Raw genomic sequence first — 22,744 nt, 5'->3', positions numbered from 1 at the left:
TCACGACAATAACAAATAATAAAAATCGCCTGGAGTACGGATGCCGTTCATTCATGCCAAAAATGGAACCCTGCCTATATTGATTGCCATTGCGTGTGGCATGACGCTGGGTCTGGTTTATCCAGAAGTGGCAATGGATATGAAACTGCTCAGCGACACTTTCATAAAAACCCTCGGCTTATTGATGCCGTTCCTGCTATTTGTCTTGGTATCCACCGGTATTGCCGGCCTCAATCGTGAACACAAACACCCCAACGTGATCTACCGTGTCGTGCTGTATTTTCAGCTGATGTCCATCGCCGCACTGGTGTTTGGAATGGCCACAGGGTTGCTGTTCAACCTTAATCACGCCGCCGTTTTTGCCGCTGCACCCACACCGGAAAAACCGCTTCACGAGCTGTCGTGGATGGCCATTTCGTCCAGTATTTACGCCGTTCTTACCCAAAGCCTGTTACTGCAGGTGATGTTGCTCGCGGTGATTTGCGGGCTGTTGCTCAAGCGTGGCGGGGCCTTCAGCAACCGATGCCTCGGTTGGCTTGAAACCGGCGTGCAGATGATGTTCCTGCTGCTGCGGATCATCTTGAAATTCGCACCGTTAGCCGCATTTGGCGCCATGGCTTTTGTCGTCGGCAAATATGGCCTGAGTTCGGTCATGCCGCTGCTTAAATTTATTGTGGTTATTTATCTGGCGTGTGGATTATTTGTCATCGTGGTATTCGCCACCATCACTCGAATGGTGGGCGTGAAATTATCAAGGCTGATTATTTACTTAAAGGAAGAGTTACTGTTAGTAACGTTCACCGGCTCATCGGTGGCAGCACTTCCAGGACTTATCGGCAAACTTGAGGCGTTAGGTTGCGATAGCCAGTTAGTGCGCCTGATATTGACCACGGGCTACACCTTTAACTTATCCGGCACCAATCTTTACCTGACCACCGCGCTGATGTTTCTTGCCCAATTGGCCGGGGTCGATATCACCGCGCCGCAACTCCTGGAGGTGCTGTTGATTTGTTTGTTTACCTCCCTCGGCGCGACCAGTGTCGCCGGTTCTGCATTGTTTACCTTGATCGCGACCCTGAGCATTCTGCAACTGGTGCCGCTGGAAGGCGTGGGGTTGCTGCTGGGGGTGGAGCGGTTGATGAAGTGCCGATCGCTGACCAATGTGTTGGGTAATGGCGTGGCATGCCTGGCGATATGCGGCTGGCAGAACTCCATTGATCGTGAGGCCTTGAACCGTGAATTTGCCGGTCTGAAGTAGCGCCGGGGTTGCCGGCGCCACATTTGATCACCTAGTTTTTGTCATCCGCCAACTTGTTGAACGCCTTGTCCAGATTGTCTTCAGCACCTTTCAGTTTTGCCCGACGCTCCACCAACCACTGCTGATCGCCATCCAGGGTTTTGCGCGCCTCGATCAGCATCCGCTTGACCTCTTCCGGCTGCGGGCCGCCCGTGCCTTTGCGGGTCTTGACCATATTGGTCGGCGACAACGCCGTCCGGAACTGCGCCTCATCCAGCGGCAAGGTGTTAGGCGTCCACTTGAACTTGTCCGCCGCCTGGCGATACAGCTTCTGCGCATCCGCATACGGGAATGTCTTCGGCGTGGTGCCGTTGCTGCGTGCTTCGGTGACGATCAGCGACGCGAAGCTATGACCAATACGGAACGGCACCTTGAATTGCCGCTCGAGAGTGTCGGCCAGTTCCATCGACGTGCTCCACTCCGACTCCAGTTCTTCCAGGGCGCGCTGCGGATTGATTTGCAGCGCATCGAGCACCGCATCCAGACTCTCGAACATCTCGCCCGTGGCGTGGAACAACCCCAACGAATCGAAGGCGAACTTGTAGTCGGTCATGCCAGTGGTGACGTTATGCGCACGCAAGGTGACGGTCTGCGACAGCCCGACGACATCCGAAGCCGATTCACGGGTGCGCATCAGCAAGCCCGGATTGCGTTTTTGCGGCATCGCGCTGCTGGTGTAAGTGGACTCTTCATCCAGCAGCAGCCACGGGCGAATCTGATGATATTGGGTGTGGATGTCGCCAATCATCGCGCCCACCCGAATCGCCGAAGACGCCGCCAGGTTCGCCGCTTCAATCGGAATGTCATAGGTCGAAACCTGGCTCGAATCCAGAGAGTTTTCCCGCACGCCATCAAACCCCAACAAATCGGCCAGTCGCTCGCGGTTCAGCGGGTAAGCGGAGTTCGCCAGCACGGCGGTGCCCATCGGGCTCTGGTTAAGGCGCACGTAGAGTTCGCGGATGCGTTGGCCATCGCGATCAAACGCGGCTTCGAACGCCAGCAAATAATGCGCATAACTGATCGGCATGGCCTGCACGCCGTTGGTATAGGCCGGCACCAGAGTGTCGACGTTCTTTTCCGCCAGGCTCAGGATGCGTTGGCGGGTGGCGTTCAGCGCCTCGCTGTAGGCCAACACCTGTGAGCGCAATTTGGCCAGGCGAAACGTCGCCAGCATGTCCTGCCGACTGCGGCCGGAGTGGATCAGCGACGCCTCGGGACCGATCTTGTCGGTCATGATTTTTTCCAGTTGCAGCACATCGCTGGGACGCACGCCGCCGGGCTGCGCGCCCTGATCGATGGCGTAACGCACGCCGCCAGCAATCTTGCGCCCCATGTCCGGCTTGACGATGCCTTCCTCAGTGAGCATCACAATCGACGCCTTGTTAATGCGGTTCAGCCAGGCGAACTGAGTTTGAGTCGGGTCGCCCTTGGCCTTGTGCGATGCCTGCGAGGTGTCCACCGAGGCGCCGACTTTCGCCGCTTGGGCCGCGCACTGTTCGGTGGTCTTGCAGGGCAGTTCGCCGGTGTCCGCAGCGTAGGCGCCGTAACTGCTGAACAGGGCGAAGACCACGGCAAGGTGGATGAGTTTTTTCTGGGTGAACATGTCAGTGCTCCGCTTTTTAATAGGGGGTTACAACAGGGTCAGGGTGTAACTGACGATGAACCGGTTCTGATCGATGTCATTGCCCTTCTCGTTGCTGCGGTACGTGCCGTTGCGCCATTTCACGCCGAGGTTCTTCAGCGCGCCGCTCTGGAACACGTAGCCGATGTCGGTGTTGCGCTCCCACTCGGTGCCTTCCACGCCTTTGGTGCGTTCGAAGTTGTCGCCCTTGAGGTAGCGCGTCATGAAGGTCAGCCCGGGCAGGCCGAGGGCGGCAAAGTCGTAGTCGTAGCGAACCTGCCAGGACTTCTCCTCGGGGTTGGCGAAGTCCGGCGAAATCATCACGTAGTTGACGAGGTAGGAATCGGTGCCATCGAGGTGCGGAAAACCGGTCGTGCCTTTCATGCGCTGATAGGCCGTGCCGAACGAGTGGCCCTGAATGCTGTAGGTAAACCGCGCACCAAAAGCCTGGTTATCGATGTTGGTGTTGCCGTCCTTACTGGAGTCGGCGTAGCGCAAATCGGTCTTGAACGACTGCGACTTGCCCAGCGGCAAGGTGTGCACCAGGTTGAAGATGTTCTGCGTGTAGTTGTCCTCCAGATGCGCGTAGTGGTAGCCGGTGGCGAGGTCCTTGGTCCACTTGTAGTTGGCACTGGCGAAGTCGAATTTGTCGCTGGGCACCGCGCCCTTGATGCCTTTGCCATCGACTTCGATGTCATCGTGACCGCTGACGTTACGCAAGGTGTTGCTGGTCAGGCGCCCCGCGTCGAAGGTCAGCCCGTCAATGTCCAAACTGCTCAACTGCGCACCGCGAAAGGTTTGCGGCAACAGGCGTCCATCGTTGGGCAGCACGGTCGGCAGCGACGGGATCAACGTCCCGACTTTCAACACACTCTTGGAAATCCGCGCCTTGGCGGTAGCGCCCATGCGGCTGTAACTGTCCGGCGCCTTGTCGCTGCCCACGGGCAACAGACCGGTATTTTGCCGATCAGGGCTGGAATCCAGCTTCAAACCCAGCAAACCAATGGCATCAACACCAAACCCCACCGGCCCTTCGGTAAAACCCGATTGATAGTTGAGAAGCAGCCCTTGTGCCCACTCATCCCGCTTGGACTGACTGGCACCGTCCTGGCGGTAATCACTGTTGAAGTAGAAATTGCGAAATTCGAGGTCGGCCTTACTGTCTTTAAGAAAGTCAGCTTCAGCGAAAGGAGAAAAGGCGAGCGACAAACCCAAAGTGGCCGACGTCAGCCCCAGGGCGATAGGTTTCTTATTCATTGTTATTCCCGATGCCTACTGCTTATTTTTAGAATTGTTTGTCCGGACGGCGACAGGGAGACGCATCCGGCATACGCAGGCTAACGAGCTGGTTTGCAGATTGAAAATATATTGAAAGTCTTGATTGCAGAGGTTTTGAGTATGACGAATCGACGGTGTTATTCGACGAACAGGAGGTAGCAAATATCAGCGACACCGCCCCTCTCACCGCTTAATATGACGCCCGCAAACCAAGGCTCCAGTCTTCCTCGGCACCGAATCACATAAGGTCTTGCTGTGCAAGGCTTTTTTTTCGCCCACACAAAAGTGACTGGCACCTCACCACCCCGTAGGAGCTGCCGAAGGCTGCGATCTTTTGATCCTGCCTTAAAGGCGCACAATCCAAACCGCTCAGCCAACGAATCAAGGATTCACACAATGGAATTGCCACTGGAAACCGTTGCCCTGTTCGCCCTCAAGCTGGCTTATGAGCGCGAGGGGGAAAGCCCGATTCTGCGGGATGATCCGATCATGAGTGATTATGAGCGGGAGGTTTTTGGGTTGTTGGTGCGGCGGGGGGATGTTGAGGGGATTCAGTTTCGGGTGATGCATTGTGTTGGGTTGGCGTTGGAGGCTATTGGTGGTGTTGAGATGCCGCTTGGGCGGGAGCTGCGTAGGTTGGCTGCTGATTTCAGTGATGCGCGGACGATGGAGGAGCTTGAAGCGCCGGTCATTGCGCTTAGGGATTACTTGAAAGATATTCAGTAAATGATCGGGTCAGGGTAAGTTTGGCGCCGCTTGTACACGACTGGTACTAGGTAAGTAGTTGGCTGACATGGAAATAATCTGTCCACGTTTACATTGCGCCAGCAGACAAATACAAAAGACTTTTTCAGCATCACAAGGACGTATCAATGCGGAAAATCGCGATAAGCAACAAGCCACTCAGAGGCATTCCCCGTCGCCTTCGTGCACTGGAACGCTGGGCCTCTGGTTTTCGCGACGAGTTTCACCCGCGATCCGCGCACATGGAGCGCTACACACATTGGAAGATCCCAGTGCACGAGGCCCTGATTCAAGGCCCTCAAGCCAGGATCGAAGTTCAAGCCTTCTGCATTCAGCAACTGCTCGAAGCCGCTAACCACCTGTCCAACGCTGCTGACCGCTCACAGGGTTACTATCGCGTCGCTTGCCTACTGGTGTGGCCATGGGTTCATCAAAGTGAAGTCACCGTCTTCTATGACCGAGACTATTATCTGGGTTTTCTCGGTGAAGCTAACGCTCTCATGCCAGAGCGGATCAGTCGTACTCTTGCGTTGCACACACCAGCAAATTTCATCGAGCACGGGCATGACGTAACTCAACCTGACGATGAGGTCGCAGTACAGTGGTGGTGCATCGGGGAACCGGCCTGATGTATTTCGCGAGCAGGCTCGCCCCCAACGGATTTGTGTTGAGTTGGCGGGCATCGCTTGTCCCGAGTGCTCTGGAGTGTGCGAAAAATAAATCTGTCCCTTTTCTCCCTGTTCGCCCTCAAGCTGGCTTATGAGCGAGAGGGGGAAAGCCCGATTCTGCGGGATGATCCGATCATGAGTGATTATGAGCGGGAGGCTTTAGGTGGTGTTGATACGCCGTTGGGGCGGGAGTTGCGTAGGTTGGCTGCTGATTTCAGTGATGCGCGGACGATGGAGCAGCTTGAAGCTCCGGTCATTGCACTCAAGGATTATCTGAAAGAAATTATTTGAATACTTGGCTGAGTGGAAACAGGAATCCAATCCGGTGCGCACGCTAAATTTGATTGCCTGACAGCGCTGCGAGCCCACATTTTCCAAGTTAAACCAACGAGGAAAACGTGAGTGCATTCGATGCTCTAAATGGAACGTCTCAAAAAAAACGAGATCGTTGGAGAATTCGTTGGATTAGCTGTGCCTGAGAACCGGAGGAACTGCGGTTCTGCGGGAAAGACAACACGACACTTCTTACGGGAACAACATCTGCGATTGCCCTGTTCGGAGTGAAATCAGCCTCGCAACCACCCACCGTGCTGCCAATTTTTGCGGAGCTTACGGCCTCAAAACAGAAGGATAGCTGCGCCATTGTCTCAGCTTCGCGTTTTTCTTCTAACCGATCCATAAACCAGCTCCTTCGCTACGAGCCTTTAAAGGCGGCAGGATTCTAGTCCCTTCACTACCAATCCTTCAAGAGTAGAGACAGCCTCCATTGAGATACGTGCCACTGGTTCTGCATCTCTTAGGATCATCCGTCCATCTTTTTTCCGACCGGCGGGATGGGCCGAAAAGAATCTGAGGAACCGTGATGGCGCCACGCCATCGAAAGGGAGCACCCGCACCTTCGAGGTATCACTCTCATTCTCAGTTATAGCATCCTGATGCAATCTGGTAGCAAGACTCTTACGGTAAGGCTCAAGAAATATCACTTCTTTAATACCCGCCGCCACCAAATGCCTAGCACACGAATGGCAGGGATAAGTGGTGACAAATAATTTCCCATTTCGAATTTTTGCGCCATCTGTTGCCCCTGCGTTGAGCAAAGCGTGCATTTCAGCATGTACTGCTCTAGAAAACTCAATCAAGCTCTTAAGCTGAGTTTTATTTCTAATAACTAATAAAGCCGCGTCTTTTTTGTCAGGAGGTATGATATCTGACTCAATCAGCTTATCCACAATGTAGGTAGATATCGCTTTCTTCTCCTGATCATTTGAACAAACACCACCCCCCATATTCCAACACCGACGATCTTCATCAGAACTAAGTCCGTCACCCTCTGTCTGATACAGCCCACCGAATGCTTTCGGAACATCATTCCATCCTGTCGATATCAACTCACCGTCTACACTAGTAATTGCAGCGCCAACTTGTCTGGAAAGGCACGCCGAATTCCTTGCTGCAGAAAAAGCAGCATACATTGCGCGCTCATTAATTGTCGGCGTGGCTATTACGGTCCCCAGCATCAAATCCAAAAAACGCCTTACTCTACTAATTCGATGTGAATCAGTTGTCTTCTCAACACGCAGAAAAAAATCGGATTGCGGAAATGTATCCTCAACGCGCTGCCCGTGATCAATCTCTTCGCCTGAATCACGATCAATAAGATCATGAATGTGCTCATTCTTTGATTCACTCTCAAGCCTGGCTATTCGCATTTCTATTGGCGAATAGACTCCTACTACATACAACATCTCTCCATATATCGATCGCAACAGACGTAGCTCGTCAACATGCTTTACAGAATCAATAATATGACACCATTTCAGTGTCACATTCGGCACTAAAACATCATCTGCATCATCCTTAAATAGGTCAGGATGTTCGGATTTTTTTGCAGCGGTCGCTTTCGCTTGCTCGGCGGCTCGGGCGACACTTATTCTCCTAACAGCCAGCTTCGCTAATACTTCATTTCCATGATCTCTGCGCAACTCATTCCCAGCCTCAATTAGTTCCTGAGTTGAACTTCCGGGACCAACGTTTTTATGACTTCGTATTTCATCACTTAGTCTAATTATCTCCACATGCTCATAGCCGTAATCCGTGCTCAACAAAAGCTCTTCGAAACTTTTAGCAACCTCATGCAGTGGCGTCCCCAAAGGACCACACAAAGCAATTACGACTTGTGGAGTCAATGTCTTCTCTATCGCAAGCACGTCATCAAATTCGCTACCAATGCTTGTTCCTCCTACCACGCGAAGCCCTGCTTCGACAGCTGCCATGAGCCACATCCTTTTTTTTGTAATTGTATTTTTTCATTAATGGTACGCCGCCACTGATCCGTTTAGCCTCTCATTCAAAAACGTCTCAGCATTTATCTTATAGCTTGGAAAAAGCTTGAGAGCATATGCAATTTCAGAATTAAAAAACTGATAACTCTTTAATTACGTCCCTATGTGGTTATTTCTATCCTTTGATCACTAGCTTGGGAACGATAAAGGAAGGCAACGGAAGCTGCATATAGGACGTTTCGGAAATAGCGGTAGGCATTTTTTACGCCCCCCCCCCGAATGGGGGAGTTCAACAGAAATTAACTTTGGTTAGGGCTTTCGGAGGTTGCATGAAAAGAGACTGCGCGATAATCTCCGGCCCGTCGCTGCCAATTCAGCGACCGGGTGTGGAAACCCGTGTAATTCAAGGCGCAACAGCGCCCCCATCACGTCTGCCGGCGCTTTTTTTGTGTCTGCGGCGTGAGTTATGGCGGCTGTGCGTGGGACGTCTTCGGGCGTGCCGGTTTCCTTGATTCCCGGTTTTCCACCCCGCGCACAGCTGTCACCCATTCGTGTGGAAACGGACGTGGCAGCTCCTCATATCAAGGAGTCTAATAATGCGCAGCATCAATCCGTACACAATTTGGCTTTCCCCTCTACGCAATCCCCAATCGCGTAACGCTTCCCCCCTGCCCCACCGCCTCTCCATCACCGGAGACGCCCAATGACCGATCAACCCGAACTCAAAACCATCGGCCTGACCCCGGCCATTTACTGTGCAGACCAGCCGCTGTTCCACGTCACTCGCGATGTGCCGCTGGGTGATGCGTTGTCGATGGCTTCGGACTTTCTGTGTCTGGCGAAGTCGCTGACCAAAGAGGCTGCGTATGACCGGGAGACTGACCGTCATGCTTGGGCGGCGCATTATTTGACGTCGTTTAGTAAGGCGTTGGTGGATGATGCGGTGAAGGTTTTGACGCGGGATCGGCCTTCGACGGTGCCGCCTAAGCGGGCGGCGGAGAAGGCTGAGGGGTAGCGGCTGGGGGTTGGGTTTGCTTGCGATGGGGTTGTGTCAGTTAGGTTTGGTGTTGGCTGATATATCGCTTTCGCGAGCAAGCTTTGCTCCTACAGGGGGCGGGTTGTGTCAGTTGGTTGATGGGTTGGCTGATATGCCGCTTTCGCGAGCAAGCTTTGCTCCTACAGGGGCGGGTTGTGTCAGTTGGTGGATGGGTTGGCTGATATGCCGCTTTCGCGAGCAAGCCCGCTCCCACATTTTGGATTGTGTTTAGTTAGTTGGAACCCCGAGTTTTCGGGGCTTTTTCGTGTTTGGGTCAGAGGACGTGTTGGGAGATCAGTTTTGAGATTTCGACCATTGATGTTCTGCCGGTGAATTCGAATTTCACTTTGCCCAGTGACGAGAAGTAGATCTCCAGTTCGGAATCCAGGTCGAACGTGCCGGAGGTTTCCACTGAGTACGCGACGATGTTTTTGTAGGGCAGTGAGGTGAAGTCTTTTTTGCTGCCGGTGATGCCCTGGACGTTGACGGCGATGATGCGTTTGTTGGTGAACACGACGCCGTCGCGCATGGATTTGTAGGCTTCGATGACGTGTTCGCCGTTGAGCAAAAGGTCGGCTACGCGTTGGGCGTATTCTTCGTTTTGCTTGAGTTTGAAGAATCCTTTGTTGTTGAAATCAATCATGTGTCGCTCCTGTTATTCGATTTGAATCGGTCCTTTGGTCCCGGCATCGCTGTCCATCCAGTAATCCTGATTCTGCAAGCGTCGATCCCCCTGAATGGTGAAGGTGATCTTGCCCTGGCGGAACTGTAGCGTGCCGTCGGTGCGCTTGGCATTCACCCGTTTGCCGTTGACCCAGACTTGTTCCTTGGCATCGATGCGGATGGTGGCGACGGTCGCGCCTTCTTCGCTCTTGGCCACCCATTGCCCGGCGTAAGGGGTTTCCATGGCGGGGTTGGTGAAGCCGGCCTTGGCGTTTTCGGCCTTGGTTTTGTGGATGTCGCAGCCTTGGGTTTCGCTGATTTGGGTGCAGCCGGATTGCTCCAGTTGTTTACGGTATTTGTCGTTGATGGCGTAGGCCGGGGCTTGGGCGGCGATCAGGAGGATCAGCGCCGGCAGGATGGCTTTCTTCATGTTGACTCCTTGGCGATCAGTTCGCGCTGAGCGGCATCGTACGTTCACTGTAGTGGGCGGGTGTGCCGTGCTTGTGCCACAAAACATTTCAGACAGTGCGCGCCTTTGTCAGTGCTCTTCTAGACTTAACGGGTGGTCGTGGAAAGAACCGAGCACGTCGCTTTTGTGCAGTTGAACCGATGCCAGCGTGGCAAGCTGCAATTTATGCCCTGAAGAGGTGCGGCGAAGACCGTACCGGGCCCAACAAGATGCCCGCTCAGGGTGCCTGGCCACCGGCCTGAAAATGCCACGATACCGTGACGTGGTGTGAACGCCGCAGCCGACACTTTCGGACAACCGACGACCTTCTGGTGTGTCCGTGACCGTGAGGAATGCTGTATGCCTGATGAGATGTTGTTGCACCTGCCGATGGTCAACAGCCTGTTGGAGCGCCATAAAGGCTCTGCGGGTGCACTGTTGCCGATCCTCCATGAGATTCAGGAGGGTATCGGTTATATCCCCGATGTCGCCATTCCCGAGATTGCCCACGCACTGAACCAGAGTCAGGCCGAGATTCGTGGGGTGATCAGTTTTTACCATGACTTCCGTACCGCGCCGCCGGCCCGACATATCTTGCGTCTGTGCCGCGCCGAGTCGTGCAAAAGCCGTGGTGCCGAGCAGTTGGCCGCGCAGTTGCGTGAGCGTCTGCAACTGGATGATCACGGCAGCAGTGCCGACGGCCGTATCAGTTTGCGTCCGGTGTATTGCCTCGGCGCCTGTGCCTGTTCGCCGGCGCTGGAGCTGGATGGTCAGGTGCATGCGCGGTTGAGCGCCGAGCGTCTGGATGCCCTGCTCGACGCTTGCCGGGAGGACGCATGAGCCTCTATCTGCCCTGTGATTCCCTGGCCCGCGCCGTCGGTGCCGATGAGGTGGCGTTGGCGCTTGCCGGTCAGGACCTGCAACGCACCAGTTCTCGCGCCCTGTATTGGCTGGAACCGCTGCTGGAAGTGGACACGCCGCAAGGTCGGATCGGCTTCGGCCCGCTAACTGCCGCTGATGTGCCTTCCGTGCTCGACGCCTTAAAAGGCGAGCCGTCCGCCCATCCGCTGGCCTTGGGTCTGGTGGAAGAGTTGCCTTATCTGAAGACCCAACAACGCCTGCTGTTCGCCCGCGCTGGCATCACTCGGCCGTTGTCGCTGGACGATTACCGAGCCCATGGCGGTTTCGAGGGTTTGAACCGGGCCGTCACGATTGGCGGCGATGAAACCGCGACGGCGGTGTTTGATTCAGGCCTGCGTGGCCGTGGCGGCGCGGCGTTCCCGGCCGGGATCAAATGGCGCACGGTGCGCGCCACTCAGGCTGTGCAGAAATACATTGTGTGCAACGCCGACGAAGGCGACTCCGGCACCTTCGCCGACCGCATGCTGATGGAAGGCGACCCCTTCCTGCTGATCGAAGGCATGGCGATTGCCGGCATCACCGTCGGCGCCAGTTACGGCTACATCTATGTGCGTTCGGAATATCCACAGGCCGTCGCGACCTTGCGCGAGGCGCTGGAGATTGCCCGGGCCAACGGTTACCTCGGCGCCAATGTCGGCGGCAGCGGTCTGGCTTTCGATATGGAAGTGCGGGTCGGTGCCGGCGCTTATATCTGCGGTGAAGAAACTGCGTTGTTGGACTCGCTTGAAGGCAAGCGCGGGATCGTTCGCGCCAAGCCGCCGATTCCCGCGTTGAAAGGTTTGTTCGGTTTGCCGACGCTGGTGCACAACGTTTTGACCCTGGCCTCGGTGCCGCTGATTCTGGCCAAGGGTGCGCAGTTCTATCGCGATTACGGCATGGGCCGTTCCCTGGGCACGATGCCTTTCCAACTGGCGGGCAACATCCGTCACGGCGGCTTGGTGGAACGGGCCTTTGGCCTGACCCTGCGCGAACTGGTGGAAGACTACGGCGGCGGCACTGCCAGTGGCCGACCGCTGAAAGCCGCACAGGTCGGCGGCCCGCTCGGCGCCTGGGTGCCGCCCGCGGATTTCGATACACCGCTGGATTACGAAGCCTTCGCCGGCATCGGCGCGATGCTCGGTCACGGTGGTGTGGTGGTGGCGGACGACAGTCTGGACATGGCACAAATGGCGCGTTTCGCCCTGCAATTCTGTGCCGAAGAATCCTGCGGCAAATGCACGCCGTGCCGCATCGGTTCGACTCGCGGCGTTGAGGTCATCGACCGCATGCTCGCCGCGCCCGACCAGAACGGTCGCGATGAGCAGGCGATCATCCTCAAGGACCTGTGCGACACGATGCAATACGGTTCGCTCTGCGCGTTGGGCGGCATGGCGCCGTTCCCGGTCGTCAGCGCCCTCAAGCACTTCCCCGCCGACTTCGGTCTGCAATCTTCGGAGGCCGACCAATGATCACCCTCTTCGACCCGAACACCGATATCGACCTGGGCACCCCGGCTCGTGAAAGCCAGGTGCAAGTCACCCTGAACATCGACGGCCGCAGCATCAGCGTGCCCGAAGGCACCTCGGTGATGCGCGCCGCCGCGTTGCTGGGCACCACCATTCCGAAACTGTGCGCCACCGACAGCCTAGAAGCCTTCGGCTCCTGCCGCATGTGTCTGGTGGAAATCGACGGCATGCGCGGCTACCCGGCGTCCTGCACCACGCCGGTCACTGAAGGCATGAGCGTGCACACCCAGACGCCGAAGCTCGCGACCCTGCGCCGCAATGTCATGGAGTTGTACATCTCCGATCACCCGCTGGATTGCCTGACCTGCTCGGCCAACGGCAATTGCGAATTGCAAACCGTCGCGGGTCAGGTTGGCCTGCGCGAGGTGCGTTACGGTTATGAAGGCGAGAACCATCTGGCGGATGTGAAAGATACGTCCAACCCGTATTTCGACTACGACCCGAGCAAGTGCATCGTCTGCAACCGTTGCGTGCGCGCCTGCGAAGAAACCCAAGGCACGTTTGCCCTGACCATCACCGGGCGCGGGTTTGAGTCCCGTGTTTCCGCTGCGGGTGGCGATAACTTCCTCGACTCGGAATGCGTGTCCTGCGGCGCCTGTGTGCAGGCCTGCCCGACTGCGACCTTGATGGAAAAATCCGTGGTCGAACTCGGCCAACCGGAACGCAGCGTCATCACGACATGCGCCTATTGCGGCGTGGGTTGCTCGTTCCGCGCCGAGATGAAAGGCGACAAACTGGTGCGCATGGTTCCGGACAAAAACGGTCAGGCCAACCACGGCCACTCCTGCGTCAAAGGACGCTTTGCCTGGGGCTACGCGACTCACCCGGATCGCATCACCAAACCGATGATCCGCAGCCACATCAACGATCCGTGGCAGGAAGTCAGTTGGGATGAAGCGGTGACCTACGCCGCCAGCGAATTCCGTCGGTTACAGCAAAAGTATGGCCGCGATTCCATTGGTGGCATCACCTCCAGCCGCTGCACCAACGAAGAAACCTATCTCGTACAAAAACTGGTGCGCGCCGCGTTCGGCAATAACAACGTCGACACCTGTGCGCGGGTCTGCCATTCGCCGACCGGTTATGGCTTGAAACAAACCCTGGGCGAATCTGCCGGGACCCAGAGTTTCGATTCGGTGATGCAGGCCGATGTGATTCTTGTGATGGGTGCCAACCCCAGCGACGCCCACCCGGTGTTCGCTTCCCAACTCAAACGCCGCTTGCGTGAAGGCGCACGGCTGATCGTCATCGATCCACGGCGCATTGATCTGGTGGACTCGGTGCACGCCCGCGCCGAACTGCACTTGGCCCTGCGTCCGGGCACCAACGTCGCCATGCTCAACGCCTTGGCCCACGTGATCGTCACCGAAGGTTTGCTCGATCAGGCCTTTATCGACGCCCGTTGCGAGGGCAGCGATTTCGCTCGCTGGAGCGAACAGGTCAGCCGTGCGGAAAACTCACCGGAAGTGCTGGGCGAAATCTGCGGCGTCGCCCCGGCCGACATTCGCGCCGCCGCTCGCCTCTATGCCAGCGCCAACAACGCGGCGATTTATTACGGCCTCGGCGTCACCGAGCACAGCCAGGGCAGCACCGCTGTGATGGGCATCGCCAACCTGGCCATGGCCACCGGCAACATCGGCCGCGAAGGCGTGGGCGTGAACCCGCTGCGGGGGCAGAACAACGTTCAGGGCTCCTGCGACATGGGCTCGTTCCCCCACGAGTTGCCCGGCTACCGCCACATTTCCAACGAAGTGGTGCGGGCGCAGTTCGAGCAGGCGTGGAACGTCACCCTGCAACCGGATCCGGGCCTGCGTATTCCCAACATGTTCGAGGCCGCGTTGGGCGGCACCTTCAAGGGTTTGTATTGCCAGGGCGAGGACATTGCCCAGAGCGATCCGAATACCCAACACGTGACCGCGGCGCTGTCGGCCATGGAGTGCGTGGTGGTGCAGGATATTTTCCTCAACGAAACCGCCCGTTTCGCCCACGTGTTCCTGCCGGGCAGTTCGTTCCTGGAAAAGGACGGCACCTTCACCAACGCCGAGCGCCGCATTTCGCGGGTGCGCAAGGTCATGGAACCGCTGGGCGGCAAGGCTGACTGGGAAGGCACCGTGGCCCTGGCCAACGCCTTGGGTTACCCGATGAACTACAAACATCCATCGGAAATCATGGATGAAATCGCCAGCCTGACGCCGACCTTCACCAACGTCAGCTATGCCGAACTGGACCGCCACGGCAGCCTGCAATGGCCGTGCAACGCCGCTGCGCCGGATGGCACGCCGACCATGCACATCGAGGAATTCGTGCGCGGCAAGGGGCGCTTCATGCTCACCGGTTATGTGCCCACCGAGGAGAAGGTCAACAATCGCTATCCACTGCTGCTGACCACCGGACGCATCCTCAGCCAGTACAACGTCGGCGCACAGACCCGGCGCACCGAGAACGTGGCGTGGCACGACGAAGATCGCCTGGAAATTCACCCGACCGACGCCGAGAGCCGTGGCATTAACGAAGGCGATTGGGTCGGCATCGGCAGCCGCGCCGGCCAGACCGTACTGCGTGCACGGGTCACCGAACGGGTCGCCCCGGGCGTGGTGTACACCACGTTCCACTTCCCGGAATCGGGGGCCAACGTGATCACCACGGATAACTCCGACTGGGCCACCAACTGTCCCGAATACAAGGTCACGGCCGTGGAAGTCAGCCGCGTCTACCACCCTTCCGAGTGGCAAAAACGCTATCAGGCCTTCAGTGACGAGCAGGACCGTTTGCTCAAGGATCGCCGCCAGGCACGTGGCGCTAAAGCGGAGGTGCGCCGATGAGCACTGAAAATCTCATCAAAATGGTCAACCAGATCGCCCAATATTTCGCCAGCGAACCGGACCAGCAAGTGGCCGTGCTCGGTGTACGCAATCATCTGCAGATGTACTGGACGCCCGGCATGCGCAAGGAATTGCTGGCCTGGCAGACGGAGCATCACGGGGAAGACCTGCATCCGCTGGCGCAGGAGGCCGTGAGCGGGGCGGGTTGGGAGGCTTAGGCTAAAACGATCCTGGGAATAGCCCCGAGTTGCTCGGGGCTTTCCTTCTTTCAAACTAGAGCTCGACCCGCTGATAAACCCCTTCAGCCCCCACATTGTGACCAAAACCGCACGACTCACCCGCCGTGCGATTTACCGTCAGCCCATCCTGTTTAATCTCGAAGTCGTATTCACAGTCGCCATCATCCCCGCTCATGGCGTAATGCGCCTTACCGTTATCAAAGCCTAATACGGTTGAAAACTCGCCGAGATTGGGACCGTAATACATCGCCATCAACCCAGCGTAATAACCCTCGAAATCAACTTGGTATTGCTTGCCTTTTGGCTTGATCGTCATCGAATTCCACAACGACGCCCCGGCATATTGCCAATACTGCCCTTGCGGTTTAGTCGACTGTTTCTCCAGGGCGTTTTTGATATCGCCACTGATCTTGCCCAGGTTGAAGATCGACTTTTTATCATTGGGCAAAATACTCAGCCACGCCCGTGCCTTCAGGTAATTGCCTTCGTGGATGTAGGTCAGTGCAACGTTGTTGTAGGCGATTGCGACTTTATCTTCGTCCAGCTGACAACTCTCAGACCAGCCAGCCTGCTGCTGATATTGCTCTCGGGCCTTGGCGTATTGCTTGAGCTTGTAATACTTCCCGCCCTCGGCGGAATACTCGCTGATCTTGAGGCAGTTGGCAGTTGCCTCTTCCTCGGTGACGTCCGCTTGAGCAAACAACGGTGTGATAAGCAGCAACAGGATCGCCTCAATCTGAAAGAGGCGGCGCCATTTAAAGTCCATATTTATTCTCTGTTTGAACGTCGAGCTTCGGCTCTGATCGCAGGGATTTGTGTGGCCTGACCGCTCACGGCCAGGCCCTGATCTCAGTGCTGCGAATCTATCCGCGCCACAAGATTATCCCGGTGCACTTTGATTTCCCCCGTCACATCCGGCCCCTTATAGACCATCGAGGTTTCATAGTTGGCCCAGTCGCCACGGTTCGCGCTAAACCAGTTGAATGACCCCATGCACAGCAAGTCATCGTCGGCCATGACGATTTTGCTGTGCACCCGGGCCACCACATGGGATTCGATACGCTGGCCTCGCAGGGCCTCAATCGCGTGTTTCAGTTCTTCTCTTCTGGCTTGAGTGCCTGGTGACTGTTCTCGAATATTGAAATCCCGGTCGGTATAAACCCGCACTTTGACGCCTCGATCAACCGCGGCTCTCATGGCTTCCCATGCGCCTATTTCGTGGATCCGTTGCAATTTAATCCAGGGCGAAACGATGTGTACTTCACGCATCGCGGTGGCCAGGGTTTTCAGCAAGAAGTCGTCGTGTGCATTCGCGTTTATCAGATGGCTAAGGGTTGACCGTGGAGACTCCAGATCTTTGCGTGGCAGGTATTCGAACGCCAGTTCACTCGCAGGATCGCGCAACAGGTACTCGGCCAGCCGGCCACGGGGCTTGCCGGCGGGCACCATGCCGAACAGGTCCATGTCGCCGAACACCAGGAAGCTGTCCTTGGCCCGGGATACCGCGACGTTGAGCATGCTCGGTCGACGGTCGATGAAACCACCATCGGCATGCTTGGAATACACCGCAGAAAAAATCACCACCGGCCGCGCCGCGCCCTGAAATGAGTGAACAGTGCCGATGGTCAGCTCCCCTTCACCTTTGCCAGTCTTGATGCCCAGTGCGGCGCATGCCTCGGCAATGGCCTGGGATTGCGCGCCAAACGGCGTGATCACCCCCACGATCTTCCACAACTCCTGACCGTAGCTGGCCTCCAGTTTCTCGCGGTGGGCTGCGATCCACGCCGCGATTGTTTCGGCTTCGAGACGGTTCATGCGGCTGCGGCCATTCTGCTGTCGGCAGATGCCATCTACATGCAGATAGCCCAAGCCTGGCAGCAGGCCACCTTGAGGTTTGGCACCCCGCTTGGGCACCAACTTGCCCTGGTAACACAGGGTGTTGCAGTAATCGACGATTGAGTCATAACAACGACGGTGTTCGTACAGGAACATGCCCCGATCCATGTCGGGGTCGTACCAATAGCGACTGGCTTTCTGGGCAATTTGCATCACGCTGCCCGATGCGGCACTCACGCCCGTGGCACTCAGTTTTTCATACGCTTCATCGATCCCCACACGTGGCAGCAGATCGGCACTCAACAGGTTGCCGATGTCCACCGAGGCCGGGATCGACCAAATCGGTTCGATTTGCAATGTGTCCCCGATGACCAAGGCTTTCTTGCCCAAGGCAAAAGAAGCGCCGGCGACTTCGGGCAACACTTGGCCGGCTTCGTCGACGATCAATAGATCGATGAGGTTGTACATGTAGTCAGGAATCAGACCGGTGCCGTTGTGCTTGCTGCCCCTCATATGCTCGGGCAGCATGAAAAAAGTCGACACGACGCAGGGTGTCAGCTTCATCCAGCGATACCATTTTTTCTCCAGGGCCTTGCGCCCGTTCTTGCCTTGATCCTTGAGGATTTTCGGCAATGTTTGCTCGACTTCAAGTAGCCAGCGCCCTTCCCAGTAATGGGTGCTCAAGAGGAAAATCGGAAAGCGAATCCGCGTGTCCGCCAACGGGTCGCAGTCGTTCAGGGTCATGTCATCGGTCACTGCATCGGGAGCCAGTCCCAGCGGCACCAATACTGATCGCCACCTCGCCAGGCAGCGCTGCAGCGCCAGCAGCAAATCCTGTGCGGCGTTGATTTTCGCCTCAAGTGCGCTGATCTCGGCGTTTGTCGTGGCGCGCCAGGTGGCTAATGTGTCGCTGATTGCCGGCACATTGGCCAATGCGAGCAACTGGGCCAGTTGAGCCTCGTTCAACAACGGCTCCGATGCCTGCAAAGCATCGTGGCTCTGTTCAAGGTGTAATCGTGCGCGAAGCAAACGCTTCTCTTGAATCGGTGCAATCCAGGCGAAGATCACGTACCACAGCGATTCGTTGGCCAAGTACTCACGGAACGATTGCTCCAGCGCTTTTTGCCGGACGCTGTTGGCCTTGAGTTTCTGTACGTTTTGCTGCGCAGCGGTGATGGCGGCTTCAGGGTCATCGCCCCATACCGCCACAAGTGCCTGGCGGGCGGTCGTCAGGGCTTGCCAGGCGCTTTCGATATTGTGTAACTCATCAGAACGAGCCAGCAGCGCCTGATGCAACTGTCCAACAACTGCTTCCACGGTGAGCGAAGGCATAGAGGGAAAGGCGATTGATGCTTTGCTCAACCACGCGTCCTTGGCCTTCTCCAGATAACTGGCAGACTCCTTATCGGCAAAGAAGCTTTGGCACTGATATTTTTTTGTCGTTTCCGCATCTGCAGATTTTTTCGGGAAATAAGCCCCGAAACTTTTGACGTCCGGCAACCAGCGGCCGGCAAATGGCCCGCTGCCCGGGGCGAAATCGGTGGCGAAGGCATCCAGAATGTTGGTCACCGCCTGGTTGTTGGTAGAGCTGGCGACAATCACCGGCGGCTCTGCTTCAGCCAGCGCAGCCTTGGCCCACAACGACGCCACCACCGATAGCAACAGGGTGGTCTTGCCCGTACCGGGCGGCCCGTTCACCCCCAGAATGTCTCCGTCATTGGAGGTCAGGAAATGTGCCAGGGCGTCACGTTGCTCACTGGCCAACGCATATTCATTGCTGGCATGCCCCAGTCGCGTGGCGAAACCGGCATTTGGCGGCAAGCAGGGTTCAGGGTCGAGGGATGTCTGACTGGCGTAGCGTTCAAAGAGTGCGCTTTGTGGGGCCGTGTCACGCAGGTGGTCATACAAACGCACAATGTGCTGACTGGCACCGGTGATCTTTTCTTCTTTGAACAGGCACCATTCATTCGATCGTTCGTAGCCGTTGTCGCCTTGCAACCAGCCTGAACTCACTTCGTCGACAAAACGCTGACAAAAACTCAGGTACGTTGCCCACTGTTCGGCATATTCGTCGGTCGCGGCGGCCTGGCCTTCTTCGGGGGGCTCGAACGCGGGCAAGGTGTTGATCGCCAAGAATCGATCAACGTCCGCGACATCGCCAAGCGCGAAACAGCCTGAGTCTAGAGGCTCCAGGATGTCCCGCGGAATAACGGTGTTTTTAGTCGGGAAAAGCTGCCCGTGACGATTGACCAGCACATGCCCAAGCAGCGGTGTAATCAGGGCATGCATCCCGTTACGGAGTTTCCCGTGTTCCAGTCGCGCCTTGAAGACCCAGGGTCGAATGGTGACTTCAAGCGTATGGCATTGCCGGGGTTCATCCTTGAATAACGCTTCGACGGTCTCGCTGCCCAAATAACCGGCATGCAAGGCTTCGAGCGGTAGGTGAACATGGCCGTCCAGGCCATCGGTGTTGAGACCGCCGTTGCCATTCTCGGCATCGACAAGGGAGTTGCGCCAGTACTTGGCGAATTTAAGAGAGTTTTCGTTCATCGTCCTGATTCAGTCGGTTCGTGCACCTGATGCCACTGAGGATGGCCAGGCGTAACGGAAAGGCCCATGCGTTCTTGCACAAGCCCATTGGCGGGAAAATCCAGAATGCGGAGACTGTTTGAGCCCCCGCTCAATCAGACCTTGGCAACCACGACTGCAGGAGCCTCAACAGTCTCGATCACACTGCCGTCATCAATGAGCAACGGTTGATCAGTCAACGCACTGTCATTGAGCAATCGCAGGGCTTTTTTCTCCTGCAACTTGGCCACCAGGCTTTCGCGATGGGTCAGGGTGTGATTGATGAAGGTGGTGCGAGAGAGGATCAAACGGACCGGGGTGGGCAGCATTTCATAGGCTTTTTCCACCAACATGATGAAGACCTCATCATCCTTGAGCTTTTCTTCGGTGACGGTCAGCAGGCCATTGACCAGGACGTTCTCGACCTTGCCCCAGTTATTGTCCAGAAACTCCGAAGCTTTCGATGTGCCCGCCGAAAAATTGCCGGCGACACTGTCCTTGGCTGCCATGGCCTTGTCGGCAATCCCGCCTGACAGGGCGCGTGCTTTATCCGTAAGCGACTTGAACATCTTCTACTCCATGAGCGTTGGATCCATTTATCGTCAGAACCTTAGCAGAGGAAAAAGTGATGGCATAGCGCCTTCACTCACAAGATGACCGAAGGCAAAAAAAGAACCTGTGCCCTACCCCACCTGCACCGGCAACACCACCAACGCCTCCAGCCCGCCCTTCGCCCGATTGCGCAGGCGCAATTCCCCGCCATGCTCCAGCACAATCGCCCGCGCCGCCGATAACCCCAAGCCAACGCCCCCGGTGCTTTTATTGCGCGAGCCTTCCAGGCGAAAGAACGGCACAAATACCTGCTCCAGACTGGCCTGGGGAATCCCCGGCCCACTGTCCCGTATTTTGATCCGCACCTGCCCGGCACTCGATTGCAGTTCAACCGCCGGTTCGCTGGCGTACTTGATCGCGTTATCCAGCAAGTTGGTCAGCACCCGTTTGAGCCCCAGCGGCCGGCCGAAGTAAACCAGCCGCAGCGGTCCATTGAAGGCAATTTCAATCTGTTGATCCCGGTAATCATCCAGCAAGGTTTGCAGCAGTTCCGCCAGGTCAAACTGGGTCGCCGGTTCAAGTCGTGCATCGTCGCGGAAAAACTCCAGCGCCGAGTTGATCATGGCCTGCATTTCATCCACATCGCGAAACAGCCGTTGCTGTTGCTCGGGGTCGTCGATGAATTCGCCGCGCAGGCGCATGCGCGTCAGGGGTGCGCGCAGGTCGTGGGAGATGGCGGCGAGCATTTGCGTGCGGTCGCGGATGAAGTGTTGCAACTGGGCCTGCATGGCGTTGAACGCGAGGATCGCCTGGCGGATTTCATGGGGGCCGAGGGGGTCGATCGGTGGGGCGCGGAAGTCGCTGCCGAAGCGTCGGGCACCTTCGGCGAAGCGCTGCAACGGGTTGGCGAGGCGGCGGGTGGCGATCAGTGCGACCAGGGCGGTGGAGATCAGCACCAGCAGGATAACGATCAGGTAGCGCGGCGTTTCGTCGAGGCCCCAACTGCGCGAGGGCGCGGAGAACATCAGCCACGACGCGTCCGGCAGTTCGACCACTAGCGCGTAGTGCGCGTCCGCCGGGTCAGTCCAGTCGGACGGCTCGTAGGCTTCGATTCGTCGGTCTGCGGATTTAAACAGCGGTTGCAGGATCGCCATGCTGGTGTGAGAAATCGGGTCATCCACTGTCGGCAAATTCAGTTCGCGCCGATCCAGGTGCCAACTGGCGGTGAAGCCTTTGTCGCTGACGGCGTGGGCCAATTGGCTGCGCAGTGGCGCCGGGGCGGCTTCGATGACGCGGGTGATGGCGGCGATTTTTTCCAGCAACCCGGTTTCGGTCAGCGGCGGCCGCGCCCACACCCCGGCCAGTTGGATAAACAGCCCGTTGAGCGCCAGGGAAATCAACATGGCCAGGATGATGGTCAACGCGATCCAGCGCGCCACCGTGTCCTGCGGCCAATGCCGTTTCAGCCAGCTCATCGCCGCGTCACGCTGGGAGTGAACAGGTAACCGCCATTGCGCACGGTACGAATCATCGCCGGGCGCTTGGTGTCGGATTCGAGTTTGCGCCGCAAGCGGCTGACCTGGACGTCGATGCTGCGATCAAACGCTTCGTGGCTATGCCCCCGCGCCAGGTCCAGCAGTTGCTCGCGGGTCAGAATCCGTTGCGGGTGTTCGACAAACACCAGCAGCAAATCGAACTCCCCGGCGGACAGCGGGATCATCACGTTGTCCGGCGAACGCAGTTCCCGGCGTGTGACGTCGAGGTGCCAATCGGCAAAATCGATCAGCGGCCGTGGGCGCTCCTGCAACACCGGGCGTCGCTCATCCACCCGGCGCAGCACGGCGCGTACCCTGGCCAGCAACTCGCGGGCATCGAACGGTTTGGTCAGGTAATCATCGGCGCCCAGCTCCAGCCCGACCACCCGGTCGCTGAGTTCGCCCATGGCGGTCAGCATGATGATCGGCAGGGCGTGGCGAATCCGCAGTTGCTGGCACAGGATCAGTCCGCTGTCGCCGGGCAGCATCACGTCGAGGATGATCAGGTCCGGCACCTGGCGCTCGATGGCCGCCCACAACGACGCGCCGTCGGTGGCGACCTCAACGCTGTAGCCGTGCTGCACGAAGAATTTTTTCAGCAGACCGAGGACCTCAAGGTCATCGTCCACGATTAAAAGGCTGTTCACCGAAGGTCACTTAAGGGCCGAATGGAACCGCCATCTAAAACCATTCCTTGCGGGCCGTCATATATTTCAATCGTGCAATAAA

20 protein-coding genes are annotated in these 22,744 nt (G+C 57.1%); 9 read left to right on the top strand and 11 right to left on the bottom strand.

All coding sequences use genetic code 11. The features are described from left to right. Window positions 1-40 precede the first annotated feature (40 nt). Complete coding sequence (locus BK665_RS30615) at window positions 41-1,258, top strand: cation:dicarboxylate symporter family transporter (RefSeq protein WP_123410219.1); 1,218 nt, start codon at window positions 41-43, stop codon at window positions 1,256-1,258. Between the two features lie 31 nt (window positions 1,259-1,289). Here the strand turns inward: BK665_RS30615 and BK665_RS30610 are convergent, their stop codons facing one another. Both BK665_RS30610 and BK665_RS30605 read right to left on the bottom strand, forming a co-directional pair. Further along, window positions 1,290-2,900, bottom strand: a complete 1,611-nt coding sequence (locus tag BK665_RS30610) for an argininosuccinate lyase (protein ID WP_123410218.1) — start codon at window positions 2,898-2,900, stop codon at window positions 1,290-1,292. Between the two features lie 27 nt (window positions 2,901-2,927). After that, window positions 2,928-4,175: an OprD family porin gene (locus tag BK665_RS30605; protein ID WP_123410217.1), complete on the bottom strand. Its 1,248-nt coding sequence runs from the start codon at window positions 4,173-4,175 to the stop codon at window positions 2,928-2,930. Between the two features lie 417 nt (window positions 4,176-4,592). Here BK665_RS30605 and BK665_RS30600 point away from each other — a divergent pair, with 417 nt between their 5' ends. The 3 genes from BK665_RS30600 (at window position 4,593) to BK665_RS30590 (ending at window position 5,899) form a co-directional block, all read left to right on the top strand. Continuing rightward, window positions 4,593-4,922 carry a hypothetical protein gene (locus BK665_RS30600; RefSeq protein WP_123410216.1) on the top strand — a complete coding sequence of 110 codons (330 nt, stop codon included), beginning with the start codon at window positions 4,593-4,595 and terminating at the stop codon, window positions 4,920-4,922. A 146-nt stretch (window positions 4,923-5,068) separates the two neighbouring features. After that, window positions 5,069-5,569, top strand: coding sequence for a DUF3916 domain-containing protein (locus BK665_RS30595; protein ID WP_123410215.1), 501 nt, complete (start codon window positions 5,069-5,071; stop codon window positions 5,567-5,569). A 78-nt stretch (window positions 5,570-5,647) separates the two neighbouring features. After that, on the top strand, window positions 5,648-5,899 hold the full coding sequence (locus BK665_RS30590; RefSeq protein ID WP_375538964.1) for a hypothetical protein: 252 nt from the start codon (window positions 5,648-5,650) through the stop codon (window positions 5,897-5,899). A gap of 139 nt (window positions 5,900-6,038) precedes the next feature. Here the strand turns inward: BK665_RS30590 and BK665_RS34365 are convergent, their stop codons facing one another. Continuing rightward, complete coding sequence (locus BK665_RS34365; RefSeq protein WP_148053262.1) at window positions 6,039-6,287, bottom strand: hypothetical protein; 249 nt, start codon at window positions 6,285-6,287, stop codon at window positions 6,039-6,041. Window positions 6,288-6,312: 25 nt separating this feature from the next. Further along, window positions 6,313-7,881 (bottom strand): anti-phage dCTP deaminase, encoded by a 1,569-nt coding sequence (locus tag BK665_RS30585; RefSeq protein ID WP_123410214.1) that lies wholly within the window; start codon window positions 7,879-7,881, stop codon window positions 6,313-6,315. A gap of 712 nt (window positions 7,882-8,593) precedes the next feature. On the opposite strand from BK665_RS30585, the gene BK665_RS30575 reads away from it, so the two are divergent. Then, window positions 8,594-8,905 (top strand): DUF3077 domain-containing protein, encoded by a 312-nt coding sequence (locus BK665_RS30575; protein WP_123410213.1) that lies wholly within the window; start codon window positions 8,594-8,596, stop codon window positions 8,903-8,905. A 295-nt stretch (window positions 8,906-9,200) separates the two neighbouring features. On the opposite strand, the gene BK665_RS30570 is transcribed toward BK665_RS30575, so the two are convergent. Further along, on the bottom strand, window positions 9,201-9,569 hold the full coding sequence (locus BK665_RS30570; protein ID WP_123410212.1) for a PH domain-containing protein: 369 nt from the start codon (window positions 9,567-9,569) through the stop codon (window positions 9,201-9,203). 12 nt (window positions 9,570-9,581) lie between these two features. Beyond that, window positions 9,582-10,019: a hypothetical protein gene (locus tag BK665_RS30565; protein WP_123410211.1), complete on the bottom strand. Its 438-nt coding sequence runs from the start codon at window positions 10,017-10,019 to the stop codon at window positions 9,582-9,584. Window positions 10,020-10,397: 378 nt separating this feature from the next. On the opposite strand from BK665_RS30565, the gene BK665_RS30560 reads away from it, so the two are divergent. Genes BK665_RS30560 through BK665_RS30545 form a run of 4 tightly spaced genes read left to right on the top strand, consistent with a single transcriptional unit; the run spans window position 10,398 to window position 15,503 of the window. Further along, on the top strand, window positions 10,398-10,877 hold the full coding sequence (locus tag BK665_RS30560; RefSeq protein ID WP_123410210.1) for a formate dehydrogenase subunit gamma: 480 nt from the start codon (window positions 10,398-10,400) through the stop codon (window positions 10,875-10,877). Then, a complete protein-coding gene (locus tag BK665_RS30555; protein ID WP_123410209.1) occupies window positions 10,874-12,406 on the top strand; it encodes a formate dehydrogenase beta subunit in 1,533 nt (510 codons plus the stop codon). Before BK665_RS30560 ends, BK665_RS30555 begins: the two co-directional genes overlap by 4 nt. Beyond that, window positions 12,403-15,285 carry a formate dehydrogenase subunit alpha gene (gene fdhF / locus BK665_RS30550; RefSeq protein WP_123410208.1) on the top strand — a complete coding sequence of 961 codons (2,883 nt, stop codon included), beginning with the start codon at window positions 12,403-12,405 and terminating at the stop codon, window positions 15,283-15,285. The genes BK665_RS30555 and fdhF overlap by 4 nt, the downstream gene beginning before the upstream one ends. Continuing rightward, on the top strand, window positions 15,282-15,503 hold the full coding sequence (locus BK665_RS30545) for a formate dehydrogenase subunit delta (RefSeq protein WP_123410207.1): 222 nt from the start codon (window positions 15,282-15,284) through the stop codon (window positions 15,501-15,503). The genes fdhF and BK665_RS30545 overlap by 4 nt, the downstream gene beginning before the upstream one ends. Window positions 15,504-15,558: 55 nt before the next feature. Here the strand turns inward: BK665_RS30545 and BK665_RS30540 are convergent, their stop codons facing one another. The 5 genes from BK665_RS30540 to BK665_RS30520 form a co-directional block, all read right to left on the bottom strand. Further along, window positions 15,559-16,290 (bottom strand): tetratricopeptide repeat protein, encoded by a 732-nt coding sequence (locus BK665_RS30540; protein WP_123410206.1) that lies wholly within the window; start codon window positions 16,288-16,290, stop codon window positions 15,559-15,561. 83 nt (window positions 16,291-16,373) lie between these two features. Then, window positions 16,374-19,910: an AAA domain-containing protein gene (locus BK665_RS30535; protein WP_123410205.1), complete on the bottom strand. Its 3,537-nt coding sequence runs from the start codon at window positions 19,908-19,910 to the stop codon at window positions 16,374-16,376. A 134-nt stretch (window positions 19,911-20,044) separates the two neighbouring features. Beyond that, window positions 20,045-20,497 carry a hypothetical protein gene (locus tag BK665_RS30530; protein WP_123410204.1) on the bottom strand — a complete coding sequence of 151 codons (453 nt, stop codon included), beginning with the start codon at window positions 20,495-20,497 and terminating at the stop codon, window positions 20,045-20,047. A 114-nt stretch (window positions 20,498-20,611) separates the two neighbouring features. After that, on the bottom strand, window positions 20,612-21,955 hold the full coding sequence (locus BK665_RS30525; protein WP_123410203.1) for an ATP-binding protein: 1,344 nt from the start codon (window positions 21,953-21,955) through the stop codon (window positions 20,612-20,614). Continuing rightward, window positions 21,952-22,662 (bottom strand): response regulator, encoded by a 711-nt coding sequence (locus BK665_RS30520; RefSeq protein WP_123410202.1) that lies wholly within the window; start codon window positions 22,660-22,662, stop codon window positions 21,952-21,954. Before BK665_RS30520 ends, BK665_RS30525 begins: the two co-directional genes overlap by 4 nt. Window positions 22,663-22,744 lie beyond the last annotated feature (82 nt).

This window comes from Pseudomonas frederiksbergensis (assembly GCF_003732665.1).
GTDB lineage: Bacteria > Pseudomonadota > Gammaproteobacteria > Pseudomonadales > Pseudomonadaceae > Aquipseudomonas > Aquipseudomonas frederiksbergensis_G.
This window is presented reverse-complemented; position numbering and strand designations above follow the sequence as displayed.